A 20,064-nucleotide genomic window follows, 5' to 3' on the forward strand; every position below is an offset into this window, starting at 1 on the left:
GTTGTCGTTCGTTTGTGTATCAATAGATGTTTAAAGAGGCGAATAACTAACTTCGTTAACGTTAAACCCGGAAAACCTGCTCCTCAGCGGGTCACCTTCACCGTAATCTTCCCGACGTTCGACATTCTCGCCCCGTCGAGGGCCTGGTAGTAGATCGTCGCCGTGCCCGTGAAGCCCTTCGGCGGCGTATACGTCATCGTCTTGCCCGTCGTCCCGGCGTTGCCTATGTCCGCGTTCCTCACGACCCTCAGCATCAGCGCCGCCCCTTCGGGATCCGTTCCCTTCAGCTCCACGGACACGCTCGTATCTTCCTTCGTCTCCAGCGCCAGGTCCGTCACTCTCGGCGGTTGGTTCACCCCGTCTACCACCTGCACGTTGCCCACGCCCATCGGGGAATACGCCTTCCCGTCGTAGGACTGGTAGTAGAACCGGTCGGTGCCCGTGAAGCCCGGGTCCGGCGTATACGTCACGGTGCCCTTCGACGTATCCACCTTCAGCTTCCCGTGTACCGGCTGCGTCACGATGACGTAGCTCAACCGTTCCCCATACGCATCCCATCCGTTCAGCATCGAAGCGACCGCATTGTTCTTCGTCGTGAGCAGGCTTGCCGTCCCCGCATTCGGCGTCACGTTCGGGCTCCTCAGGAAGTCGACCGTCACCGTCGCCGCGTTCGAGTATTGCTTCCCGTCGAACGCCTTGTACGTGAACTTGTCGGTGCCCGTCGCTCCCGTGTTCGGCGTATACGAGTACTTGCCGTTGCCCAGATCCGCCAGCTTGCCCTTGCTCGGCGGACTCACGATGCTGTACGTCAGCGCGTTGTCATCCTTGTCGGTCGCCGCCAGCGTCAATTGCGAGGCCTTCGCCGCTTCCGCCGTGAACCGGAAGCTCGCCGCCGTCGGCGCGTTCACGTTGACGGCCTTCACCGTCACCGTAACCTTCCCGACATTCGAAGACCGCGTCCCGTCGAAGGCTTGGTAGTAGAACGTCGCCGTGCCCGCGAATCCCTTCGGCGGCTCATACGTAATCGTATTGCCGTTCGTCCAGGTGCCTCCCACATCCGCGTACCTCACGACGCGCAGGATCAGTTCCTCCCCTTCGGGGTCCGTTCCCTTCAGTTCCACCGACACCTTCTCGTCTTCCTTCGTCTCCAGCGTCAAGTCCTTCACGGTCGGCGGTTGGTTCGCTCCGTCCGACACCAGCACGCTGAACGCGCCGGGCGAGGAGTAGGCCTTCCCGTCGTAAATCTGGTAATAGAACCGGTCGGTACCCGTGAAGTCCTTGTCGGGCGTATACGTTACGGTGCCCTTCGACGTATCCACCTTCAGCTTCCCGTGTACCGGCTGGGCCACAATCGCGAACGTCATTCGGTCGCCGTTCGCATCCCACCCGTTGAGCATCGACGAGGCCGCATTGTTCTTCGTCGTGAGCAGGATGCCCGCCAGTCCGGTCATCGGCGCCTGGTTCGGGTCCTTCAGGAAGTCGATCGTCACCGTCGCCGCGTTCGAGTATTGCTTCCCGTCGAACGCCTTGTACGTGAACTTGTCGGTGCCCGTCGCTCCCGTGTTCGGCGTATACGAGTACTTGCCGTTGCCCAGATCCGCCAGCTTGCCCTTGCTCGGCGGACTCACGATGCTGTACGTCAGCGCGTTGTCATCCTTGTCGGTCGCCGCCAGCGTCAATTGCGAGGCCTTCGCCGCTTCCGCCGTGAACCGGAAGCTCGCCGCCGTCGGCGCGTTCACGTTGACGGCTTCTGCCTGAACGGTGATCGCGCCCACATTGGACATTCGCTTGCCGTCTTCAGCCTGGTAATAGATCGTCTCGGTTCCGGTGAAGCCTTCATTCGGCGTAATCGTAAGTTTCTTGCCGTCCAGCTTGTATTTGAGGTCGTAAGGCATCGAGATGATGCGGATATACAACGACTCCGCCGGGGTATCCGGGTCTGTGGCCGTCAGCGTATGCTCGACCGGCTTGCCGTCCTTCGACTTCAGCGTTACGTCCTTCACGACCGGAGCTTCGGCAGGTCCTTCGCTTACCTTGACCTCTACCGATTTGGTGGCCGAATATGCCTTGCCGTCGAACACTTGATAGTAAAACTTATCCGAGCCGATGTATCCCGCCTCCGGCGTATACGTCGCCACGCCCGTGCTCCGGTCGAGCTGTACCAGCCCGTGCGTCGGCTGCGCCAGTATCAGGTACGTCAACGGATCGCGCTCGCTGTCGTAGCCGTTCATCCGGCTCGTCACCGGCGTGTCGGCGATCGTGTATAGCGGAAAGACCCATGCGACCGGCGGGAAGTTCGGCGGCACCCGGAAGTCGACCGTCACCGTCGCCACGTTCGAATACTGCTTCCCGTCGAACGCCTTGTACGTGAACTTGTCGGTACCCGTCGCTCCCGACAAGGGCGTGTACGTGAACGTCCCGTCCGGCTTCGCGTTCAGCGTCCCCTTCACCGGAGCATTCACGATGCTGTACGTCAGCGCGTCGCCGTCTTTGTCCGTCGCGATCAGCTTATCTTCCCACGCGTCGTTCCCGATAGGCGTGGTGTGGAAGTCTGCCGCGACCGGCGCATTCGTGTTCGTCGGCGTAACCTCGATCGTGATCGCGCCTACGTTGGACATCCGCTTGCCGTCGTGCGCCTGATAGTAGAACGTCTCGGTGCCCGAGAAGCCCTCGTTCGGCGTAAACGTAGCCTTGTTGCCGTTCTGCGTGTACTTGAAGTTATACGGCATCGTGATCACTTTGAGATACAGCGCCTCGGCCGGGGAATCCGAGTCCGTGGCCGTCAGCGTGTATTCGAACGGAGTGCCTTCCTTCGTCTTCAACTTGACGTCCTGGACGACCGGCGCTTCGTCCGGCCCTTCCGCTACCCTGAGCTCCACCGGTCTCGTCCCCGAGTACGCCTGACCGTCGAATACCTGGTAGTAGAACTTATCCGAGCCGATGTATCCCGCCTCAGGCGTATACGTCATGACGCCGGTATTCCGGTCGAACTGCACCGTTCCGTGCATCGGCTGCGACAGCAGCAAGTACGCAAGCGGATCGCGATTGCTGTCGTAGGCGTTCATCCGGCTCGTTACCGGCGTATCGGCGATCGTGTACAGCAGCGGACTCCACGCGACCGGCGGGAAGTTCGGCGGCACCCGGAAGACGACCGTCACCGTCGCCACGTTCGAATACTGCTTCCCGTCGAACGCCTTGTACGTGAACTTGTCGGTACCCGTCGCTCCCGACAAGGGCGTGTACGTGAACGTCCCGTCCGGCTTCGCGTTCAGCGTCCCCTTCACCGGAGCATTCACGATGCTGTACGTCAGCGCGTCGCCGTCTTTGTCCGTCGCGATCAGCTTATCTTCCCACGCGTCGTTCCCGATAGGCGTGATGTGGAAGTCCGCAGCGACCGGCGCCTTCCCGTTATTCGGCGCTACCTCCACCGTGATTTTCCCGATGTTGGACATTCGCTGCCCGTCTTCCGCCTGGTAGTAGAACGTATCCGTGCCGGTGAAACCCGGAGGAGGAGTATATCTAAGCGTGTTATCCTCCGTAGAGAGGGTACCCAGCGGCGAAGTCACGATGACCATGCCAAGCTCCCCCGCCGGTTGGTCCGGATCCGTGCCGGTCAGCGTATGAACGATCGGCGTGTCCACATTCGTTTTTAAAGTTACATCCTGTACGACCGGCGCTTCGTCCGGACCTTCATGTACCTGGATCATCACTAAACTCGTGATGGAGTACGCCTGCCCGTCGAACACCTGATAGTAGAAAAGATCGTCCCCGGAGAAGCCCTCATCGGGCGTATAGGTCATCGTTCCCGACCCTTCGTCCAGCTCCAGCTTCCCGTGCAGCGGCTGCGTGAGAGCCAGATACTTCAGCGGATCGCGGTCGCGGTCGACCCCGTCCACCCGGCTCGTCAGCGGAGTGTTCCGAATCGTCCACCTTGTGCTGCTCTCCTTCGAGATGGGAGCCTGATTGGTTACGTCCCGGAAGTTGATCGTGACCGTAGCCAAATTCGAGTAAGCCTCTCCGTTGTAGGCCTTATAGGTGAAGCTGTCCGTTCCGGTCGCGTCCTCTCGGGCCGTATAGGTGAAGCCTCCGTCCGGCTTCGCGTTAAGGGTACCCTTCGTCGGCCGGTCGACGACCTCGTACGTGAGCTCCTTCCCATCCGGATCGATGCCGATCAGATAATCCTGCACCCTGCCGTCGCCGCGCGTGGTCTCGTGGAAGTCGTAAGCCCGAGGCCCCTTCCCGGGCTGGGCCCCGATCTCGATTGTGACCGTGGCGATATTAGACATCCGCTTGCCGTTCAAGACCTGGTAGGCAAACGTGTCGGTTCCCGTCTCTCCCTGGCGCGGATCGTAGGTGAAGCTGCCGTCTCGATAGATGAGAAGCATCCCCTTGGAGGCCGTTCTCAAGATCCGGTATTGATGGCCCTCGCCCGGTCCGTCCGGATCCGAGAACGACAGCCGCCCCGCTGCCGACGTTCCTGTCTGCGCATCCAGCTTGATGTCCGCGGCCGTCGGCGCTTCGTCCGGTCCTTCGCCCACCTTCACCGTCGCGAGCCCCGTCTTCGAGTAAGCCTTCCCGTCAAATACCTGATAAACGAACGAATCGGTTCCCGTGTATCCCGCGGAGGGCGTATATGTCGCAAGTCCGGTATTCGCGTCCAAATCGAGAGTTCCATGGATCGGCTGGGTCAAAAGAATATGCTTTAACGCGTCCCCGTCGGAGTCATAGCCGTACAGCCGGCTCGTCACCGGTTCGTCCCGGATCGTGAGCAGATCCAGGTCTCCGCCGGCAGGCTCCCGATTGCCGTCCGTCGGATAGTCGATCGTGACCGTGGCGAGATTGGAATACGCCTTGCCGTTATAAGCTTTGTACGTAAACCGGTCCGTCCCGGACGCGCCCTTCTTGGGGGTGTATTCATAGGTCCCGTTCTTCTTGTCGTAAAGCGTGCCCTGCGCGGGCGGATCGACGATCGTAAAGGTTAACGGAGCCCCCTCCTCGTCAATGGCGAGGAACCGGTCCGTAATCGCCATTCCCTCCGTAGGAGTCACGTGGTAATCGTAAGCCGTCGGACCTCTCGGCCCCGCCGCACGGGTCACCGTCACTTTGTACGTCTTGGTCAGGCTCGAATCCTGCGAAGCCGTCTGAACGACCAGCTCGTTCGGTCCTTCGCTCAGCGGGATCGGCTGGCTCGCCTGGCCGCTGGGCACCTGCTGCAGGTCGCCTCCGGCGCGGCCGACCTTCGCGCGGGCCGCCGCGTCGGCTAGCGTCGGAGTGACCGTGACGGACTCCACGTCGCTGCCGACCTCGGCGGCATACTCGGTTACCGCGCTGGAGAACGCCGGGTTCAGCGTCCCCGCGGACAGCTGCAGGCCGCTCAGATCCGCGTTCTGCGTATAGAGCTTCACCTTGACGGGTACGTTCGACTGGCTCCAGGAGCCGTTGCCGTAAACGCCGGACGCGTTGGAACCCCACGCCCACAGCGTGCCGTCCGATTGCAGCGCCAGCGAGAAGCCGTTCCCGGCGGAGATCGCCACGATGTCGGTCAGCGGCTGACCGTCGGGTCCTCGCACCGCTACGGGAGACAAGCGAGTCGCGGTCGTCCCGTCTCCGAGCTGATAGCCTCCGTTCGCGCCCCAGCCCCAGACGGTCCCGTCTTCCTTAAGGGCGAGAGAGAAGCCGTCCCCGGCCGCGATCGCCTTCACGTGATCCAGAAGCTCCGTTCCCGAAGCTCCTCCGATAACCAGCGTAGGCCGAAAATGGTCGTTGTAGACCGATCCGTCGCCGATCTGGCCGGTAAAGTTGAACCCCCAGGCATAGACGTATCCGTCCTTCAACGCAAGCACGTGATGCGGCGAGCCGGAGATCGCGTCGACGCCGGTCCACATCTCCTCGACCGTCGCGGATGCGATTCCCTCCTCCGAAGAAGGCTCCTCGTCCGGAAGCGGCGTCGGCACCGGCTCTTCTACTCCCGGACTCGGAGACGGCTGCGGCTCTTCCTCTCCCGGGCTCGGAGACGGCTGCGGCTCGTTCCCTTCGTCCGGATCGGAAGAAGGCTGCGGTTGGTCGTCTCCTCCCGTTGCCGGGGATTCTTGCGGCTGGTCGTCGGCGCCATCGCCGGAAGAATTCGCCGAAGTCTCTCCTTCTTGGCCTTGCGGCATCCTCTGTCCGTCCGGAGCCGGCGTCTCCGAGTCCGGATTCCGGATCTCCCCGGCCGCCTCGGAAGGCTTCTCCGCCGGGTCGGCTGTTTCCGCCGGTTCGGTCGGTTTGGCCGGTTCAGTCGGGTCGGCCGTTTCGCCTTCCGCTTGCGGTTCTTCGTTCTCCCCCGCCTGCAGTCCCCTCCCGCCGTTGCTGCCCTCGTTGCCCGGCGGCGGAATCTGCACGGGCATCGCGATCGGGATCGGAGTGCTGCGCTCCTTCCGGGTTCCGTCCGCGAGCATGCCGTTCGAGTTGTTGCCCCAAGCCCATATGCGGCCTTGCTCGTCAAGCGCCAGCGTATAGCCTTTGGCCACGACCTGCTTCACCTTCACGGAACCGAGCCCGTTGCCCGTCACCTGAGTCGGCGTCCGCCGCTGCTCGCCGTCGTATCCGAGGGCGCCGAGCGCATTGCGGCCCCACGTCCATACGGTGCCGTCCTCCTTCAGAGCGGCGGCATAGTCCATTCCCGTGGCGACCTGGGTTACGCCGGTCAAGTATCCGCTCGGATCCAAGGGATCGATGACCTGCCCGGGGGTCAGCCGAACCCCGGTGTCGTTCCCGTCCCCGAGCTGGCCGTAGGTGTTCGTCCCCCAGCTCCATACCGTTCCGTCCGTCTTGACCGCCAGCGTGAAAAAGGAGCCGCCGGAAGCCGTCGCCACGTCCGGCATGACGAAAGTCGGCAGCGTCTGGCTCGCCTTCGAGCCGTTCCCGATCTGTCCGGCATCGCCTCTGCCCCACATCCACAACGAGTTGTCCGGCTTGATCGCCAGATTATTGACATAGCCGGACGCGATCCAGGGAAGCGCCGACGTAGCATACGCCGGCCTTCCCTGCGTCCAAGGCACATAAGGCATAAGAAGCAATAAACATAAAATCCATTTTACGAGACGCGACACGATACGCTCTCCTCTCCGCAGGTTCAGCATTGGATATCCACTTGAATGTAACGAACTGTAACGTCATATGACCAGTGACCGGGGTCAAGGTGACGGTCACGTGATTAGTCAGGACCGGGCTTGTCCGGGATATCGCGCTTCTTCTGCCGGTTCGCCTCTAGCCCGTAAGAACCAGGACTATATACACAACGTATCGTTAGCAACCCTGCAGAAAGACCAAAAAGCCCCTCCGCCGGCATGGGCGGAGGGGCCTGATCGCGCGCATCTTTTACTTGGAAGCGCCTTGCCCGACCTTATGCAAATAGTTGACGATCGTAAGCAACCCTTTGTCCAAGTTGTCCAGGCTGAAGTGCTCGTCGGGGGCGTGCAGGTTCTCGTCGGGCAGCCCGAAGCCCATCATGACGACGGGAGCCTCGAGAACCCGGGCGAAGGTGGCGACGACCGGAATCGACCCGCCATCCTTCGTGAACACCGCGCGGGCGCCGTATACTTCCTCGTAGGCGTCCGCCGCGAGCTGCAGCATCGGGTCCGACGGATCGCACGTGAACGCCAGCGCCTTCTCGCCTTGCACGATCCGCAGCTTCGCGCCCGGCTGAATGTGCTTCCTCAGATGGCTCTCGATCCGGTCCAGCGTCGCCTGCGGATCCTGCGCGCCGACGAGGCGGCACGTGATCTTGGCATGCGCCTCCTTCGGAATGACCGTCTTCGTCCCTTCCCCTTGGAAGCCGCCCCATACGCCGTTGAGCTCCAGGGTCGGGCGGGCGCCGGTGCGTTCGGTGAACGAGTAGCCTTCCTCCCCGTACAACGCGTCGAGCCCGAGGTCCGCCGCCAGCTTCTTCTCGTCCGGGTTGTAGCTGGCGAGGTCCGCCTTCTCGAGCTCGCTCAGCACGGGCACTCCTTCGTAGAAGCCTTCCACGGCTACGCGTCCTTGGTCGTCATGCAGCGTGTCCAGCAGGGCGACGAGCGCGTGCAGGGCATTCGGCACCGCGCCGCCGTACAGGCCGGAGTGCAGGTCGGTCTTGGCCGTCGTCACCGTCACCTCCAGCGAGCAGAGTCCGCGCAGGCCGGTGCAGATCGACGGCTTGCCAGGCTCGAGCAAGGAGGAGTCGGAGATGATCACCGCGTCCGTCTTCAGCTTCTCCCGGTTCGCTTCGAGGAAGGCGGGCAGGCTCTCGCCGGACACCTCCTCTTCCCCCTCGACGCAGAACTTGAGGTTGACCGGAAGCTCGCCCTCCTGGCGTAGAATCGCTTCGACCGCCTTCACGTGCAGGAACAATTGGCCTTTGTCGTCGGTCGCTCCCCGCGCGAAGATCTTCCCGTCGCGCACGTCCGGCTCGAACGGCGGCGTCGTCCACAGGTGCAGCGGATCGACGGGCTGCACGTCGTAGTGGCCGTAGATCAGAACCGTCGGGCGGCCCGGCGCCTTCAGATGCTCGGCGTAGACGATCGGATGGCCCTTCGTCTCGTGGACCTCGACCTTCTCCATGCCGGCCCGGGTCAACGCGTCGGCCAGCCAGCGGGCGGCGGCGTTCACGTCGGGCTTGTGCTCGGATAAGGCGGAGATGCTCGGAATGGACAGCCATTCCTTCAGCTCGTTCAGATGCTCGTCGCGACGGCCGGCGAAATACTCGTTATAGCTGCTCATGGGCATGGATTCCTTTCTTCAATGGGCTTCTTCCCCGATTTTACCACTGCGCGGCCCGAATGCCTAACCTTCGGAAGAAGAAGCGGCGCCTCCCGAGGCCGAACCGGAAGCCCCATGCCGCTCTCCCAAGCAAACCGCCTTCCAAACGGAGCGCGGACAAAAAAAAAGGCGGGCGCGGATTCCCCGTCGCCCCCCTTATCCCCTCGTTCCCCGAACCGAGAACAACGAGTTCAGCTGCTCCAGCACATTGCCCCCGTTCGAGAGAGAGACGCTGCCGATCTTGTCGCAGATCTTCTCCATGAACTCCAGCTCCTTGAGCCGGTACAGCGTCTCGTTCTCGTCGAGCAGCTTGGCCGTGTTGAGCAGGCTTCTCGTGGACGCCGTCTCCTCGCGGCGGGTGATCAGATTCGCCTGCGCCTTCTTCTCCGCGATCAGGACGGTGTTCAGAATCTCCTTCACGTCGCCGGGAAGGATGATGTCCTTCACTCCCGCGGACAGGAATTCGACGCCGTAGTCCCCGGCCTTCTCCTTCAGCTTGCCCAGCGCATAGGAGCCGACCTCCTGCTTCGCGCGCAGCAGCTCGTCGAGCTTCATCGTGCCGACGTACTCCCGAAGAATCAGCTGCAGCAGCACGTAGACCTGATCCTCGAACGACCGGATCTCCAGCGACTTGAGCGGATCGACGATCCGGTATTGGCAGACGAAGTTCAGGCGCAGCGTCACCTTGTCCTCCGTCATCATCTCCTGGCCCGTCATGTCCAGCTGCTGCTGGCGCATATCCACCGTCCTTACGAGCGCCGGCACGGGACCCCGCCAGAAGCGGTAGACGCCCGGCTTCAGCGTCCGCTCGAACTCGTTGCCGATGAACAGCAGGCCGGCCTCGTGGCTGGCGACTTCGTAGCTCTGCACGTAAGCCGAGCCGATGCGGGTCAGCACCGAGACGTCGACCTCCGGCGGAATCTCCGGATCGCGCGCGTCGACCCGGACGAATTCGTGCCGCTTCCAGACGTTCCAGAACGCGTGCTTGCCCGCCGTCAGCAGCCTCGCGAACTTGCCGTCCTCGAAGTGGAGCGCGTATTCGTAATCCGGCACGTCGACGACGGTCAGCTCGGCGCGCAGCCGATCGTCCTGCAGGAACGGCTCGATGTCGCGTTCGGGAACGCGGAAGGGCTGGTTCGTCTTGAGCGTCGCGATCTCATGGTTCGCGAAGGACCAGAACCGGTACGTGCCGGGGGCGAGCGGCTTGACGTAGCGCCCCTCCCGGAACAGGAGGCCTCTCTCGTCCTCGCGTATGATGAACTTGGTCATCTTCTTCACCTTCTCTTTCATTAGCGGAAAATAGGGGGGGCCTTGCGCCGGAACCCTCCCCGGCGCGCGATGCGGAGTCTCGCTTCGGGAGGAAGCTCGGCCCGGCCTACGTTCCGCAGGCTGCCCATGCCGCTCCGATTCCGACTTCGAATCGGCGGCGTCAAGGGGGCGCTAGCGGAGGAAGGAAGAGCTTCGGCTTCGTCCGGCGTTCGCGGACTTCAAGGCTCGGCGCGGGCGCGGCCGCCCGAAGGCGGGCCGCCGAGGATTCCGGGGCGTGGCGCTTCGCAAAATAATTCCTCGATCCCTAATCGAGTGCCTGCCACGGCTTCACTTGACAGAGTGACGGAGGAGTCGAACCTCCTATATGGTAGAGCCGCGCCGCCCATCTCTGCGGCATGCCGAAGGCGATCGCCCCGGCACCGCGGGACCGTTCCGAGATCCCAAGCTTCGCAGGATGGCCGTTCTCGTCGGCCCGTTCCTATCATCGCTCATTCGAGAGCATCCGAACATGGCGGAAGTATGGCGAACGGGCTTCGGCAGCTCGCAAAAAAACTGCGAATGTCCAATTCACATACAGATTGGCGGGGTCCAACGGGATTCTGTCGATTCCGGTTTCCGAAGGCGGGCGGCAGGCGCTAACGTGCGCTAACGGACCCAGGAGACGCTAATTCGTTGGAAATGGGCGAATTTGAATTCTAACGGATCGTACAGACGTTATTTCGTTCCGGATGCCCGCATTTCCCCTCGATTGGCCGAAATAAGAACGCCTGAGTCCGTTAGATTCTCAAAATGGGCTTTTGGCGCTAAATAGCGACTCCTGAATCCGTTAGAGCTTGTACCGACGAACCCGTGGGATGGGTTCCGATAGTAACGTCGATATTGGCATCCGAATCCAACGATTCCGGGACAAGTTCCGTTAGTCAAATCGTCATCCCAAGAAAAAAAACGCCGGCCGGGGGTCGGCGGCGCTTACGATTGTGCTTTTCAACCCGATTGACGTTCTTCGCTCCACGATCGTTCCGGGAACACGATGGCGAATTCCGTCCCTCTGCCCACGTCGCTCTTGATGCGGATTCGTCCGTTCATCTTCTTGATGATGCTGAACGACACCATCGTCCCGAGTCCGGTGCCTTTGGTCTTGGTCGAGTAGTAGGGAGTGCCCAGGCGCTTGATCTGCTCCGCGGTCATGCCGACCCCGGAGTCGCTGACAACGATTGCGGGGCCGTCGCTCCGCTTGTCCGTCCGAAGCTCCAAGGTACCTCCGTTCTCCATGGCTTCGATCGCGTTCTTGCCGATATTGACGAGAGCCTGACGGAACTTGGAGCGGTCGCCGGTCGCCGTCAATCCGCTCTCTCTCGACGCGTGAACCCGAATCTGGATATCGTTGTAGTTCGCGTAGGTCAGAAGAACGTTAGACAGGTAATCGAGCTCCTCGTTCAGATCGATCGTCTCGATCTGCTCGGGATCGGGCTTCGCGAGCGACAAATAATCGGAGATGATCCGTTCGGCGCGGTTCAGCTCCTCCAGGCACAGATTCTTGTATTCGGCCTTCTTCGTCTCGGTCAGCGGGACGGTCGCCAGCAATTGAATGAAGCCTCGGACGGTCGTCAGGGGGTTGCGGATCTCGTGGGCGACGGAGGCTGCCATGTCCCCGACGATTTTCATTTTCTCGCCGCGAATCAGCTCTTCTTGTATCTGCTGGTGACGATCGAGAGATTCGATCAGATAGACGCACAGGGCGACGATAACGCCTTGAAGAAGGTAGGTCTGGGCCGTCTCCCAGAAGTGGAAGGCGAACGTGCGAAGCTGGCCGATTCCGGAGAAGTAGATGATGAACGCCACCAGCTTGATCAGGGTGCATAGCGCGACGGCGACGGCTATCTTCGGAACGAGACGCAATTCCCCGAACCGGCGAACGGCGAGGAAGGCGAGCAGGAACGTGGGCAGGAGCGACAGGCAGTACAGGAGGATGTGCGGCGCCCCGGAATAATAACGGATCGCCAGGAGCGTCGCGTAGAGCATGATAGAGACGGGCCACCCGCCGTATAAGGCGCCGACCGTCAGGGGGATGGAGCGGAAGTCGTAGGTGGCGCCGTCCAGCTGGATCGGGAAGGACATCGTGGCGACGAGGGCGCCGGCGTAGAGGACGAACACCAGGAACCTCTGCACCCTCGGCTTGTTCCTCAGCTTCAGAAGATGCGGGTACAGCAGCAGCGGGGCGAAAATAATAAAGATATTCAACATGAAATCCTTGATATGCGCGAGCATAGCTCCCCCCGGACGCTGGTTCCCCAGGCTTGCGGACCGTGTACTTATCTTCTCTATCATACTATAAAAAGAGTCCGGGCAGAGGGGGAAAACGGATGCGGATTGCGCCGATTCCAAAGTCCTATCGGCCGTCTTCGCAAGTCTATCGGGAAGCGTAAACGCCTTCCGTCAGCAGGTCGGCCAGCCCTTCCAGCGCCTTCCCCATCGACAGCGCGCGGCCCGCCGTCGGGCGATCTTCCATCAGCCGGTACCAGGCGCCGACGTAGGCTTGAATGAACAGTTCGATATCGAACGGCCGGAATTCTCCGCTCGCCATTCCTTCCTCGGCCAGCAGCCGGATCCGGTTCCATCCCTCGTTCAAGTGCGCGTCGACCTTCGCCCAGGATTCCGGATAGCGCGTTCGGAGCTCGCTTAGCACCGTCATCGTCTGGTAGGCGAATCCCCGCGGCAGGATGACGAGCGCTTGACGGAATTTCTGCTTGACGGTCAAGGAAGGATCGGCCGCGAGCCGGTTTTCCGCTTCCTTCATCTCCCCGATCGCCCGGTCGATCAGCTCTTCGATGATCCGCTCCTTCGACTCGAAGTGCTGGTACAGCGTCTTCGTGCTGATGCCGAGCCGAGCCGCCACGTCCCGCATCGAGAAGCGGAGGCCGCGGCTTGCGATCTCCTCGGCCGCCGCTTGCGCGATTCTCTCCCTCACTGGGCCGGCCCCCTCTCCGAAGTCCGGATTCCTTCTCTCTGTACTCGAATCAAGCCCGGAAGGAAGAACAGAGGGTAGATCAGGAGGAAGAGGTTCGGGCCCCACCAGAGAGGATCGAAGTCTCCCCGGATCGCCCAGAAGGCGATAGCCTGCAGCCCGGAGCAGAACGTAAGGGCGAGCGACAGGGCGGCGAGCGCCGGCCATGCCGGGTTCCTTCTCCGGTAGAGGCTCAAGCTCCAGAGCCCTGTCGCGGATATCGCCAGATCGAGCGGAACGAACGACCAGTTCCAGGCGACGAGCAGCTCGTTCTCGTAATCCTGGTACAAGTATTCCGCCGGAAGCAGATGGCTGGCGGTGACGAGCCAATAGACGATGAACCCGATGTCCGTCGCCCACATGAATCCTTTCAAGCTTCTGCTCAAGCTCTCTCCTCCTCGGGGCGCATTTTTTCGCGGAAACATTGGAAAACAATTTGTTTTCTATGTTTTCCAACATCTTAACCCCGATCCTTCCGGAAGTCAACGCGAGAACGCGCGAAGGTCCCTCCCGCCGGGCGGCGAGAGGGACCTCCGTCTCTCTCCGAATCTATGATCTATGGCCTGCCGCTTATGGCTTCGGCTTGCTTCGGTACGCCGGCACGCGCTTCAGGAACAGCCGCAGCCCCCGCCTGTGCGTGTAGACGAGCAGCAGGAAGTTCGCCAGCCAGAACCAGAGCACGTCGGCCGAATATCCGTCTCCGAGCAGGTAGACCGAGAGCAGCAGCATGCCGAACACGACCTGGAAAGCGTCCGCTTCCGAGGACGTCGGCTTGCCTTTGTTCACCAGCCAACGGGCGGTCGCCAGCAGCGCGGCCAAGATGATCGCGTAGGCCAGCGAGGCGGCGAAGCCGGTGAGCCCGCTCCAGACGCCGAACGTGACCGCGATCGCCTTCCCGCCCTTCCCGCGCAGGAACGGCGAGAAGGCATGACCGGCGATCGGGGCCAAGGCGACGAGAATGACGCCGTAGCCCGGCGGATCGGCTTGAACGGCCGAGAAGGCGAAGACCGGCGCCCAGCCCTTGAGGAAGTCGAGCGCGATGCCGGTTAGTCCATACGCGAAGCCGGCGGCCCGCCACAGATTCAGCGCTCCCGGATTGCCGTCGCCGACCATCCTCAGGTTGCGCCGGGCGATGAGACCGAGCCAGTAAGAGAACATGAGGGAACCCGACAAGAAGGATAAGGCCGTCCATAGGATGATCGTCATCGGTCGTGATTGCCTCCCACTTCGATATGCCTGCCCTTCCAAGCGACGCGCCCCGTGACGGACACCCGATACAGCGAGTACAGCATGACGTAGAGGAAAAAAGCCGTGCTCAGCAAATGCAGAACCGGCAAAACGGCGCCGAAGCGGCCCGCGTATTTAACGAAGTAAAAGATTTGCAGCGTATAAAGCAGGTATCCGACGGCGAGGGGAAGCGCCAGGGCCGTGCCGAGGAGGAACGGGGCCGCTTCCGAGACGATCAGGCCGACCAGCCAGGCCGCGACGAGCGCGATAGTCCAAGCGGACAGCTTGCCGGTGCTGAGGACGGCGCCTTTGCCGAAGCCCTGGACTTCGCTGCGGATGCCGCCCGGGTACATTCGGAAGCTCACCAGGCCGCGGCCGATGAAGTTGCGGACCGGGACGCCGGACTCCGTGAACCGGGCTCCCAGGTTCAGGTCGTCCAGCAGCTCCGAGCGGACGCCTTCGTGGCCTTTGGCCTTCTCGTAATCCTCTCTCGTCGCGAGGATGCAGGAGCCGTACAGCCCCTTCCGGGGATTGGCCTCCTCGAACGGCGAGGTGAAGGCGAAGATGCCCAGAATGTTCGGGATGAGCGCCAGCCTCTCGTAGAACTTCTCCGTCCAGTGGTAGGGAACGACGGAGACGACGCCTCCCGCCTGTTCTCTGGCGGCCAGCAGCGATTCCAGCGCCTTGGGAGCCAGCCGGACGTCGGCGTCCAGGAAGGCGACGAGATCCCCGGTCGAACAGGCATAGCCGTTCCACACCGCCCAGTTCTTGCCCGTCCAGCCCGGAGGCGGAGGCGTCCCCTCGACGACCGTCACCCCGTAGCTCTCGGCGACGGCCCTCGTCCGGTCCTCCGAGCAGTCGTCGACGACGATGACCTCGTCCGGCCGGCGGCTCTGGGCCTGAAGGGATTCCAGCAGGTGGGGCAAGTTCCCCTCCTCGTTGCGGGCCGGAATAATGACCGACAGTCTCTCCGAGGCGGAGGGAGAGCGGCTTGCGAGCGGTACCGTGCTTCTTCGGAACAGAACGAACCCTGCCGCACACCCAAGCGCCAATAGCGTCGCCACTACCGTCTCCACCACGCCGCTTCCCCCTCATACCCTTATGTAAGTAAGAATATTCAGACATCCTTATTTTAGCAAAGGGAAGTTCGGGCGGATATGGGTAATTGCAGAGGGGATTCGGCAGCGGCCGAACGGCGGCTCAGCCTTCTCGCTTGCGGCATGCGGGCGAAATGCATATCAGTGGGCCTCATTCCTCTCTTTTGACCCGGACCTCGGAATTCTGCGAATGTGAGTAATCTCGTTCCTCTCTTTTGACCCGGACCTCGGAATTCTGCGAATGTGAGTAACCGCGTTCCTCTCTTTCGACCCGGACCTCGGAATTTTGCGAATGTGAGTAACCGCGTTCCTCTCTTTTGACCCGGACTTCGGAATTCTGCGAATGTGAGTAATCTCGTCAGGCTATCGAGAAACCTCTATTTTCCCTCCATGATTAAAATTAGGGGGCGCTTAGGCGGACCTGCTGCGATGCAGGCGAATGCAGCGTAAAAAAGAGCGGTTCCCCGGGCTTTATGACCCTTGGGGACCGCTCTCTTGCAGGGCGATTCGCACGGCTCCGAGCGATGCGGCGTCCGGCGCAGCAACGACCGTGCGGAGCTTGGGATAGCTCTCGGCCAGCAGGCCGAGCAAGCCATTCCGCACGTGCGCGTTGTTGCGCAGCACGCTTCCCGCGAGCGCCAGGCTTCCGTCCTGGAGACGCAGCCTCCCGACGACGGGGACGACCAGCGCGAACAAGGCGCGGGCGCTCGCCTCCGCGATAGCGAGAGCGGCCCGGTCGCCGGCTTCGCAGGCTTCCGACAGAAGCGGAGCGAGCGCCGCGATGTCTCTTTTGCTCGTCGACGGATCGTAGACGAAGCCGATGAGCTGCCGCACCGAATCGGCCTGCAGCCGCCGGTACACGAGCTCCGCGATCGCCGTCGGCGGAATTCGTCCGTCGCTCGCCTGAAGCACGGCGGCGAGCAAGTCCCGGCCGATGGCGTAGCCGCTGCCGCCGTCGTCCAGCAGATGGCCGCCGCCGCCGGCGCGGTGCGTCTCGCCGGCCTCGTTGCGGCCGTAGCAGATCGAGCCCGTGCCCGCGATCAGAACGGCGCCGAACGGGCTGTCGAGCGCGCCTTGCAGCGCGGTCTCCTGATCGCCCGTGATGGTCAGGCCGCCTTCGAAGCCGGACGCGCGGACTTCGGCGGTCAGCCGGGCGGCGACCGTCGGGTTGCTGACGCCGGCCGCGCCGATGCAGACGTGCCCGCAGTTCGCCAGGCCGCCGCAGATGTCCGCGATCGCCGCCATCATCTCCCGCAGACTGGTGCGGACGCTCTCCTCGTCCCGGCCGTTGTAGTTGATCGCCCCGGACTCGAACGTCCGTACGATCCTTCCCGCCCCATCGGCCACGGCGACCGCCGTCTTCGTCCCGCCTCCGTCCAGCCCGGCCACATACTTCATGGTCTCATCCCTTCCTCATCGTTCCCCATGGTCCGCGTCAACCTTCCGATCACGCCGCGATCAGTCCCGGTCATCCGGCGGTCGGACTCAGAGCGATAAGCTCAGCTTCCCGACGGGCACAGTCTCCCCGCTCAAGATCCTCGCGAGCGACCGAAGCGCCAGCGGCGTATACTCGAAAGCCGCGAGAGCGCAGACGTCCTCGCCCAACCCTTCCAGATCGTAGGGCTTGCCGAGCGCGACCGCCGTCACCCGGCGGCCGTCCGCCCGCAGACGTTCGAGCAGCTTCAGTTGACCCGGATAATCCCGTCCGTTCGCTAGCCCGACTACGACGCGCACATAGCCTTGCGCCTGCTCCGCGATCTGCCGGATCTCCTCTTCGTCCGGGTCGATGCCCGTGACCCGATGCGCCGCCCCGAACGCCTCTCCCATCGCGGCCGGGAAGGAGAACGCTCCCCCGGCGCCGCTTGAAGCCTGGTCCGCCCGGTACGGAGAGCAGCCGACGAAGAGCGTATCCCCGGCCCCCTTCGCCAAGGGCTCGAGCTTCCCGCCGACGAGGCAGACGCTCTCCAAGCTGATCGCTTCCGCCGTCCGGCGATGCGCCTCGCAGCCGACAACGGCAAGCCCCGAAGCCGAATCCGAATCCGAAGCTGCCGAGGAAGCTCCCATGGAAGCTGCCGAGAGAACTGCCAGGCGAGCCGCCGAGGAACCCGCGCCGCTATCGCCAATCCCCGCCTCCGCTTCCTCCTCGCCTGCTTCGCCCGCCCCGTTCTCTCCATATTTCTTCTTATAATACAGAACTTTCTCCACCGCTTCATCCACGACGGCCATCGGCAATTCGCCGCCAAGTACCGCCTGCTCGATTCTCTCCACCGCTTCCCTCACAAGCCGCGGCGTATGGCTGACGAACAGCAAGTGGACGCCCGCCTTCAGCGCCCCGACCGCGCCCTCCGCCGTTCCGTAGAACTTCCGGATCGCGTCCATCTCCAGGCAATCGGAGACGACGAGCCCGCCGAACCCGAGCTCCTTCTTCAGCAGCTCCGTGACGATCGTCCGCGACATCGTGGCGGGAACCCGCTCCGGCTCGATCTCCGGGAACAGGATATGCGCCGTCATGACGGCTTCCGCTCCCTGCGCGAACGCCGCCGCGAACGGCTTCAGCTCAAGCTCGCGCAGCTGTTCCAGCGTCTTCCCGATCGCCGGAAGCCCCAAGTGGGAATCGACCGCCGTATCCCCATGCCCCGGAAAATGCTTCACAGAAGCCAGAACGCCCTCTTCCCGAAGCCCCCGAAGCATATGCAAGCCGTACCGCTCCACCGTCTCGGCCGTATCGCCGTACGAGCGGACGTTGATAACCGGATTCCGCTTATTGTTGTTGATGTCCAGCACCGGCGCCAGATTGAAGTTGATCCCGAGCGCCCGCAGCTCGCGCGCCGTCAGCCTTCCCGCGGCATATGCATGCTCCGGGCGGCCGGTCGAGGCGATCGCCATCGCGCCGGGAACGTTGGTCGCGTCCGCCGGCAGGCGGGTCACCCGGCCGCCCTCCTGATCGATGGCGATCAGCGGCGGATAACCGGTGCGCTCCCCGATCTCGCGCCGCAGTCCGTCGCACAGCGCCTTCAATTGCGCGGCATTCTCCACGTTGTGCGAGAACAAGATGACGTTGCCGATCCCGTAATCGGCGATCAGGCTCCGCAGCTCCTCCCCCGGAACCGGGCCGGGGAAGCCGGTGACGATCAATTGGCCGATTTTCTCCCGCAGCGTTAGGTCTCTCCGTGCTCCCATTCCGATCTCTCCAAGCCTCTATAATGTATGGACGAATGTCGGCAGGTACCGGCCCGTCTTATCGTGCAGATTCCTGTCCCCATCTCCGTTCGGCGGCGGCTCCTCCCGATCCGGCCTGTCGTAACGAACTCCAGAATCGCTATTTGTGCTCATGCGCCCGTTTACCGGCGGCTAACGGACTGGAGAATCGCTATTTCACCCAAGGCGCCCCAAAAAACCATGGAATCCGGCAAATAAGATCTTTCCGGTCCGTTACGCGTTCAAAACAGGCCATTCGGCCAAAATAGAGTCAACTGAATCCGTTAGAGCCGCCGCATCGTTTCCGGTTTAGCCTCCACAATCGCCCCGCGCTACTCGTACAGGTGATACCGCCGCTTCTCCTCCGCGAACCGCCGGCTCTCCTCGCGGAACCGCTCCAGCACGTCCGCCAGGCCGACCGATTCGTCCCGATAGAGGCTGTCCCCGCACAGCAGATCGATGAACGGGCGCGAACCTTCCTTCATGGGCGGCAGAAAAGCGAACCCCTCAACCTCCCGCTTAATCGTATACAGAAGCGAGAGCCCCGTCTCGAGCGGCCGAATCGCCAGCGCGTCCGTCACGTACAGCTGCACGCCGCCGCACGTCTCGCCCCGGAACTTGGACGTCGTCGGCTTGAAGTAGACCGGCCGGAACCGGACGCCCGGCAGCCCCAGACGGTTCATCTCGTCCGCCAGCCGATAAGGCTCGACGAACGGAGCGCCGATCATCTCGAACGGGAACGTCGTGCCCCGGCCCTCCGACAGGTTCGTCCCCTCGAACAGGCACGTCCCGGCGTACAGCAACGCGGTCTCGTACCGCGGGATGCCGAGCGACGGATGCACCCACAGCCGGCCCGTGTCCGGGAACCGCATGCTCCGCTCCCAGCCTTCGCAGCGAACGACGTGAAGCTTGGCGTTCCACCCCGTCCGGTCGTTCGCCATCGTCGCCACTTCCCCCGCCGTCAGCCCGTAGCGCACTGCCAGCGGATAGTTGCCGACGAACGAACGATACTCCGGCCGCAGCACGTTGCCCTCCACCGTCACTCCGTCCAGCGGGGCGATCCGGTCGAGCACGACGAATTCCTTGCCCGCCTTCGCGCAGTCTTCCAACGCATACAACATCGTATAGATAAAAGTATAATAACGAACGCCCACGTCCTGAATGTCGTAGACGACGATGTCGACCGCGTCCAGCATCTCCGCCGTCATCCGCTTCGAATCCGGGCGGTACAGGCTGTACACCGGCACGCCCGTGTGCGGATCGATGTACGTATCGACCAGCCCGCCCGCCTCGATGTTGCCGCGCACCCCGTGCTCCGGGGAGAACAGCGCCTCAAGACGCCAGTTCTCGTGCAGGATTTGAATCGTCGGAACGAAGTCCGCGTTCAATCCCGTCGGCGCCGTGATCAGCCCGATCCGCTTGCCTTCGAACAGACGCCCGTACTTGCCGATATTGTCGATCCCGTTGCGCACCCTCGCGGTCATCGGACACCCC

Annotated in this window: 11 protein-coding genes; all 11 read right to left on the reverse strand. The window is 62.6% G+C overall.

Annotation, left to right across the window (positions count from 1 at the left end; all coding sequences use genetic code 11):
• Positions 1-83: 83 nt before the first annotated feature.
• The 11 genes from H7B90_RS24850 to H7B90_RS24900 all read right to left on the reverse strand — a co-directional run bounded on the left by H7B90_RS24850 (position 84) and on the right by H7B90_RS24900 (position 20,054).
• Positions 84-7,091: an Ig-like domain-containing protein gene (locus tag H7B90_RS24850; RefSeq protein ID WP_185138597.1), complete on the reverse strand. Its 7,008-nt coding sequence runs from the start codon at positions 7,089-7,091 to the stop codon at positions 84-86.
• A 268-nt stretch (positions 7,092-7,359) separates the two neighbouring features.
• Positions 7,360-8,736, reverse strand: coding sequence for a dipeptidase (locus tag H7B90_RS24855; protein ID WP_185138598.1), 1,377 nt, complete (start codon positions 8,734-8,736; stop codon positions 7,360-7,362).
• A 195-nt stretch (positions 8,737-8,931) separates the two neighbouring features.
• Positions 8,932-10,044, reverse strand: a complete 1,113-nt coding sequence (locus H7B90_RS24860; protein WP_185138599.1) for a slipin family protein — start codon at positions 10,042-10,044, stop codon at positions 8,932-8,934.
• A gap of 984 nt (positions 10,045-11,028) precedes the next feature.
• Positions 11,029-12,288: an ATP-binding protein gene (locus H7B90_RS24865; protein WP_185138600.1), complete on the reverse strand. Its 1,260-nt coding sequence runs from the start codon at positions 12,286-12,288 to the stop codon at positions 11,029-11,031.
• A 166-nt stretch (positions 12,289-12,454) separates the two neighbouring features.
• Complete coding sequence (locus tag H7B90_RS24870; RefSeq protein ID WP_185138601.1) at positions 12,455-13,012, reverse strand: TetR/AcrR family transcriptional regulator; 558 nt, start codon at positions 13,010-13,012, stop codon at positions 12,455-12,457.
• Entirely contained in the window at positions 13,009-13,434 is a 426-nt protein-coding gene (locus tag H7B90_RS24875; protein WP_185138602.1) for a YvaD family protein, read from the reverse strand. The genes H7B90_RS24870 and H7B90_RS24875 overlap by 4 nt, the downstream gene beginning before the upstream one ends.
• Before the next feature lie 184 nt (positions 13,435-13,618).
• Positions 13,619-14,254 carry a glycerol-3-phosphate acyltransferase gene (locus tag H7B90_RS24880; protein ID WP_185138603.1) on the reverse strand — a complete coding sequence of 212 codons (636 nt, stop codon included), beginning with the start codon at positions 14,252-14,254 and terminating at the stop codon, positions 13,619-13,621.
• Positions 14,251-15,351 carry a glycosyltransferase family 2 protein gene (locus tag H7B90_RS24885; RefSeq protein ID WP_311772809.1) on the reverse strand — a complete coding sequence of 367 codons (1,101 nt, stop codon included), beginning with the start codon at positions 15,349-15,351 and terminating at the stop codon, positions 14,251-14,253. The genes H7B90_RS24880 and H7B90_RS24885 overlap by 4 nt, the downstream gene beginning before the upstream one ends.
• Positions 15,352-15,843: 492 nt before the next feature.
• Positions 15,844-16,770, reverse strand: a complete 927-nt coding sequence (locus H7B90_RS24890) for an N-acetylglucosamine kinase (RefSeq protein ID WP_185138604.1) — start codon at positions 16,768-16,770, stop codon at positions 15,844-15,846.
• A gap of 87 nt (positions 16,771-16,857) precedes the next feature.
• Complete coding sequence (locus H7B90_RS24895) at positions 16,858-18,552, reverse strand: glycoside hydrolase family 3 N-terminal domain-containing protein (protein ID WP_185138605.1); 1,695 nt, start codon at positions 18,550-18,552, stop codon at positions 16,858-16,860.
• Positions 18,553-18,902: 350 nt separating this feature from the next.
• A complete protein-coding gene (locus H7B90_RS24900; protein ID WP_185138606.1) occupies positions 18,903-20,054 on the reverse strand; it encodes an exo-beta-N-acetylmuramidase NamZ family protein in 1,152 nt (383 codons plus the stop codon).
• Positions 20,055-20,064: the final 10 nt, after the last annotated feature.

The organism is Cohnella xylanilytica (assembly GCF_014212175.1).
GTDB classification, from domain to species: Bacteria; Bacillota; Bacilli; order Paenibacillales; family Paenibacillaceae; genus Cohnella; species Cohnella xylanilytica.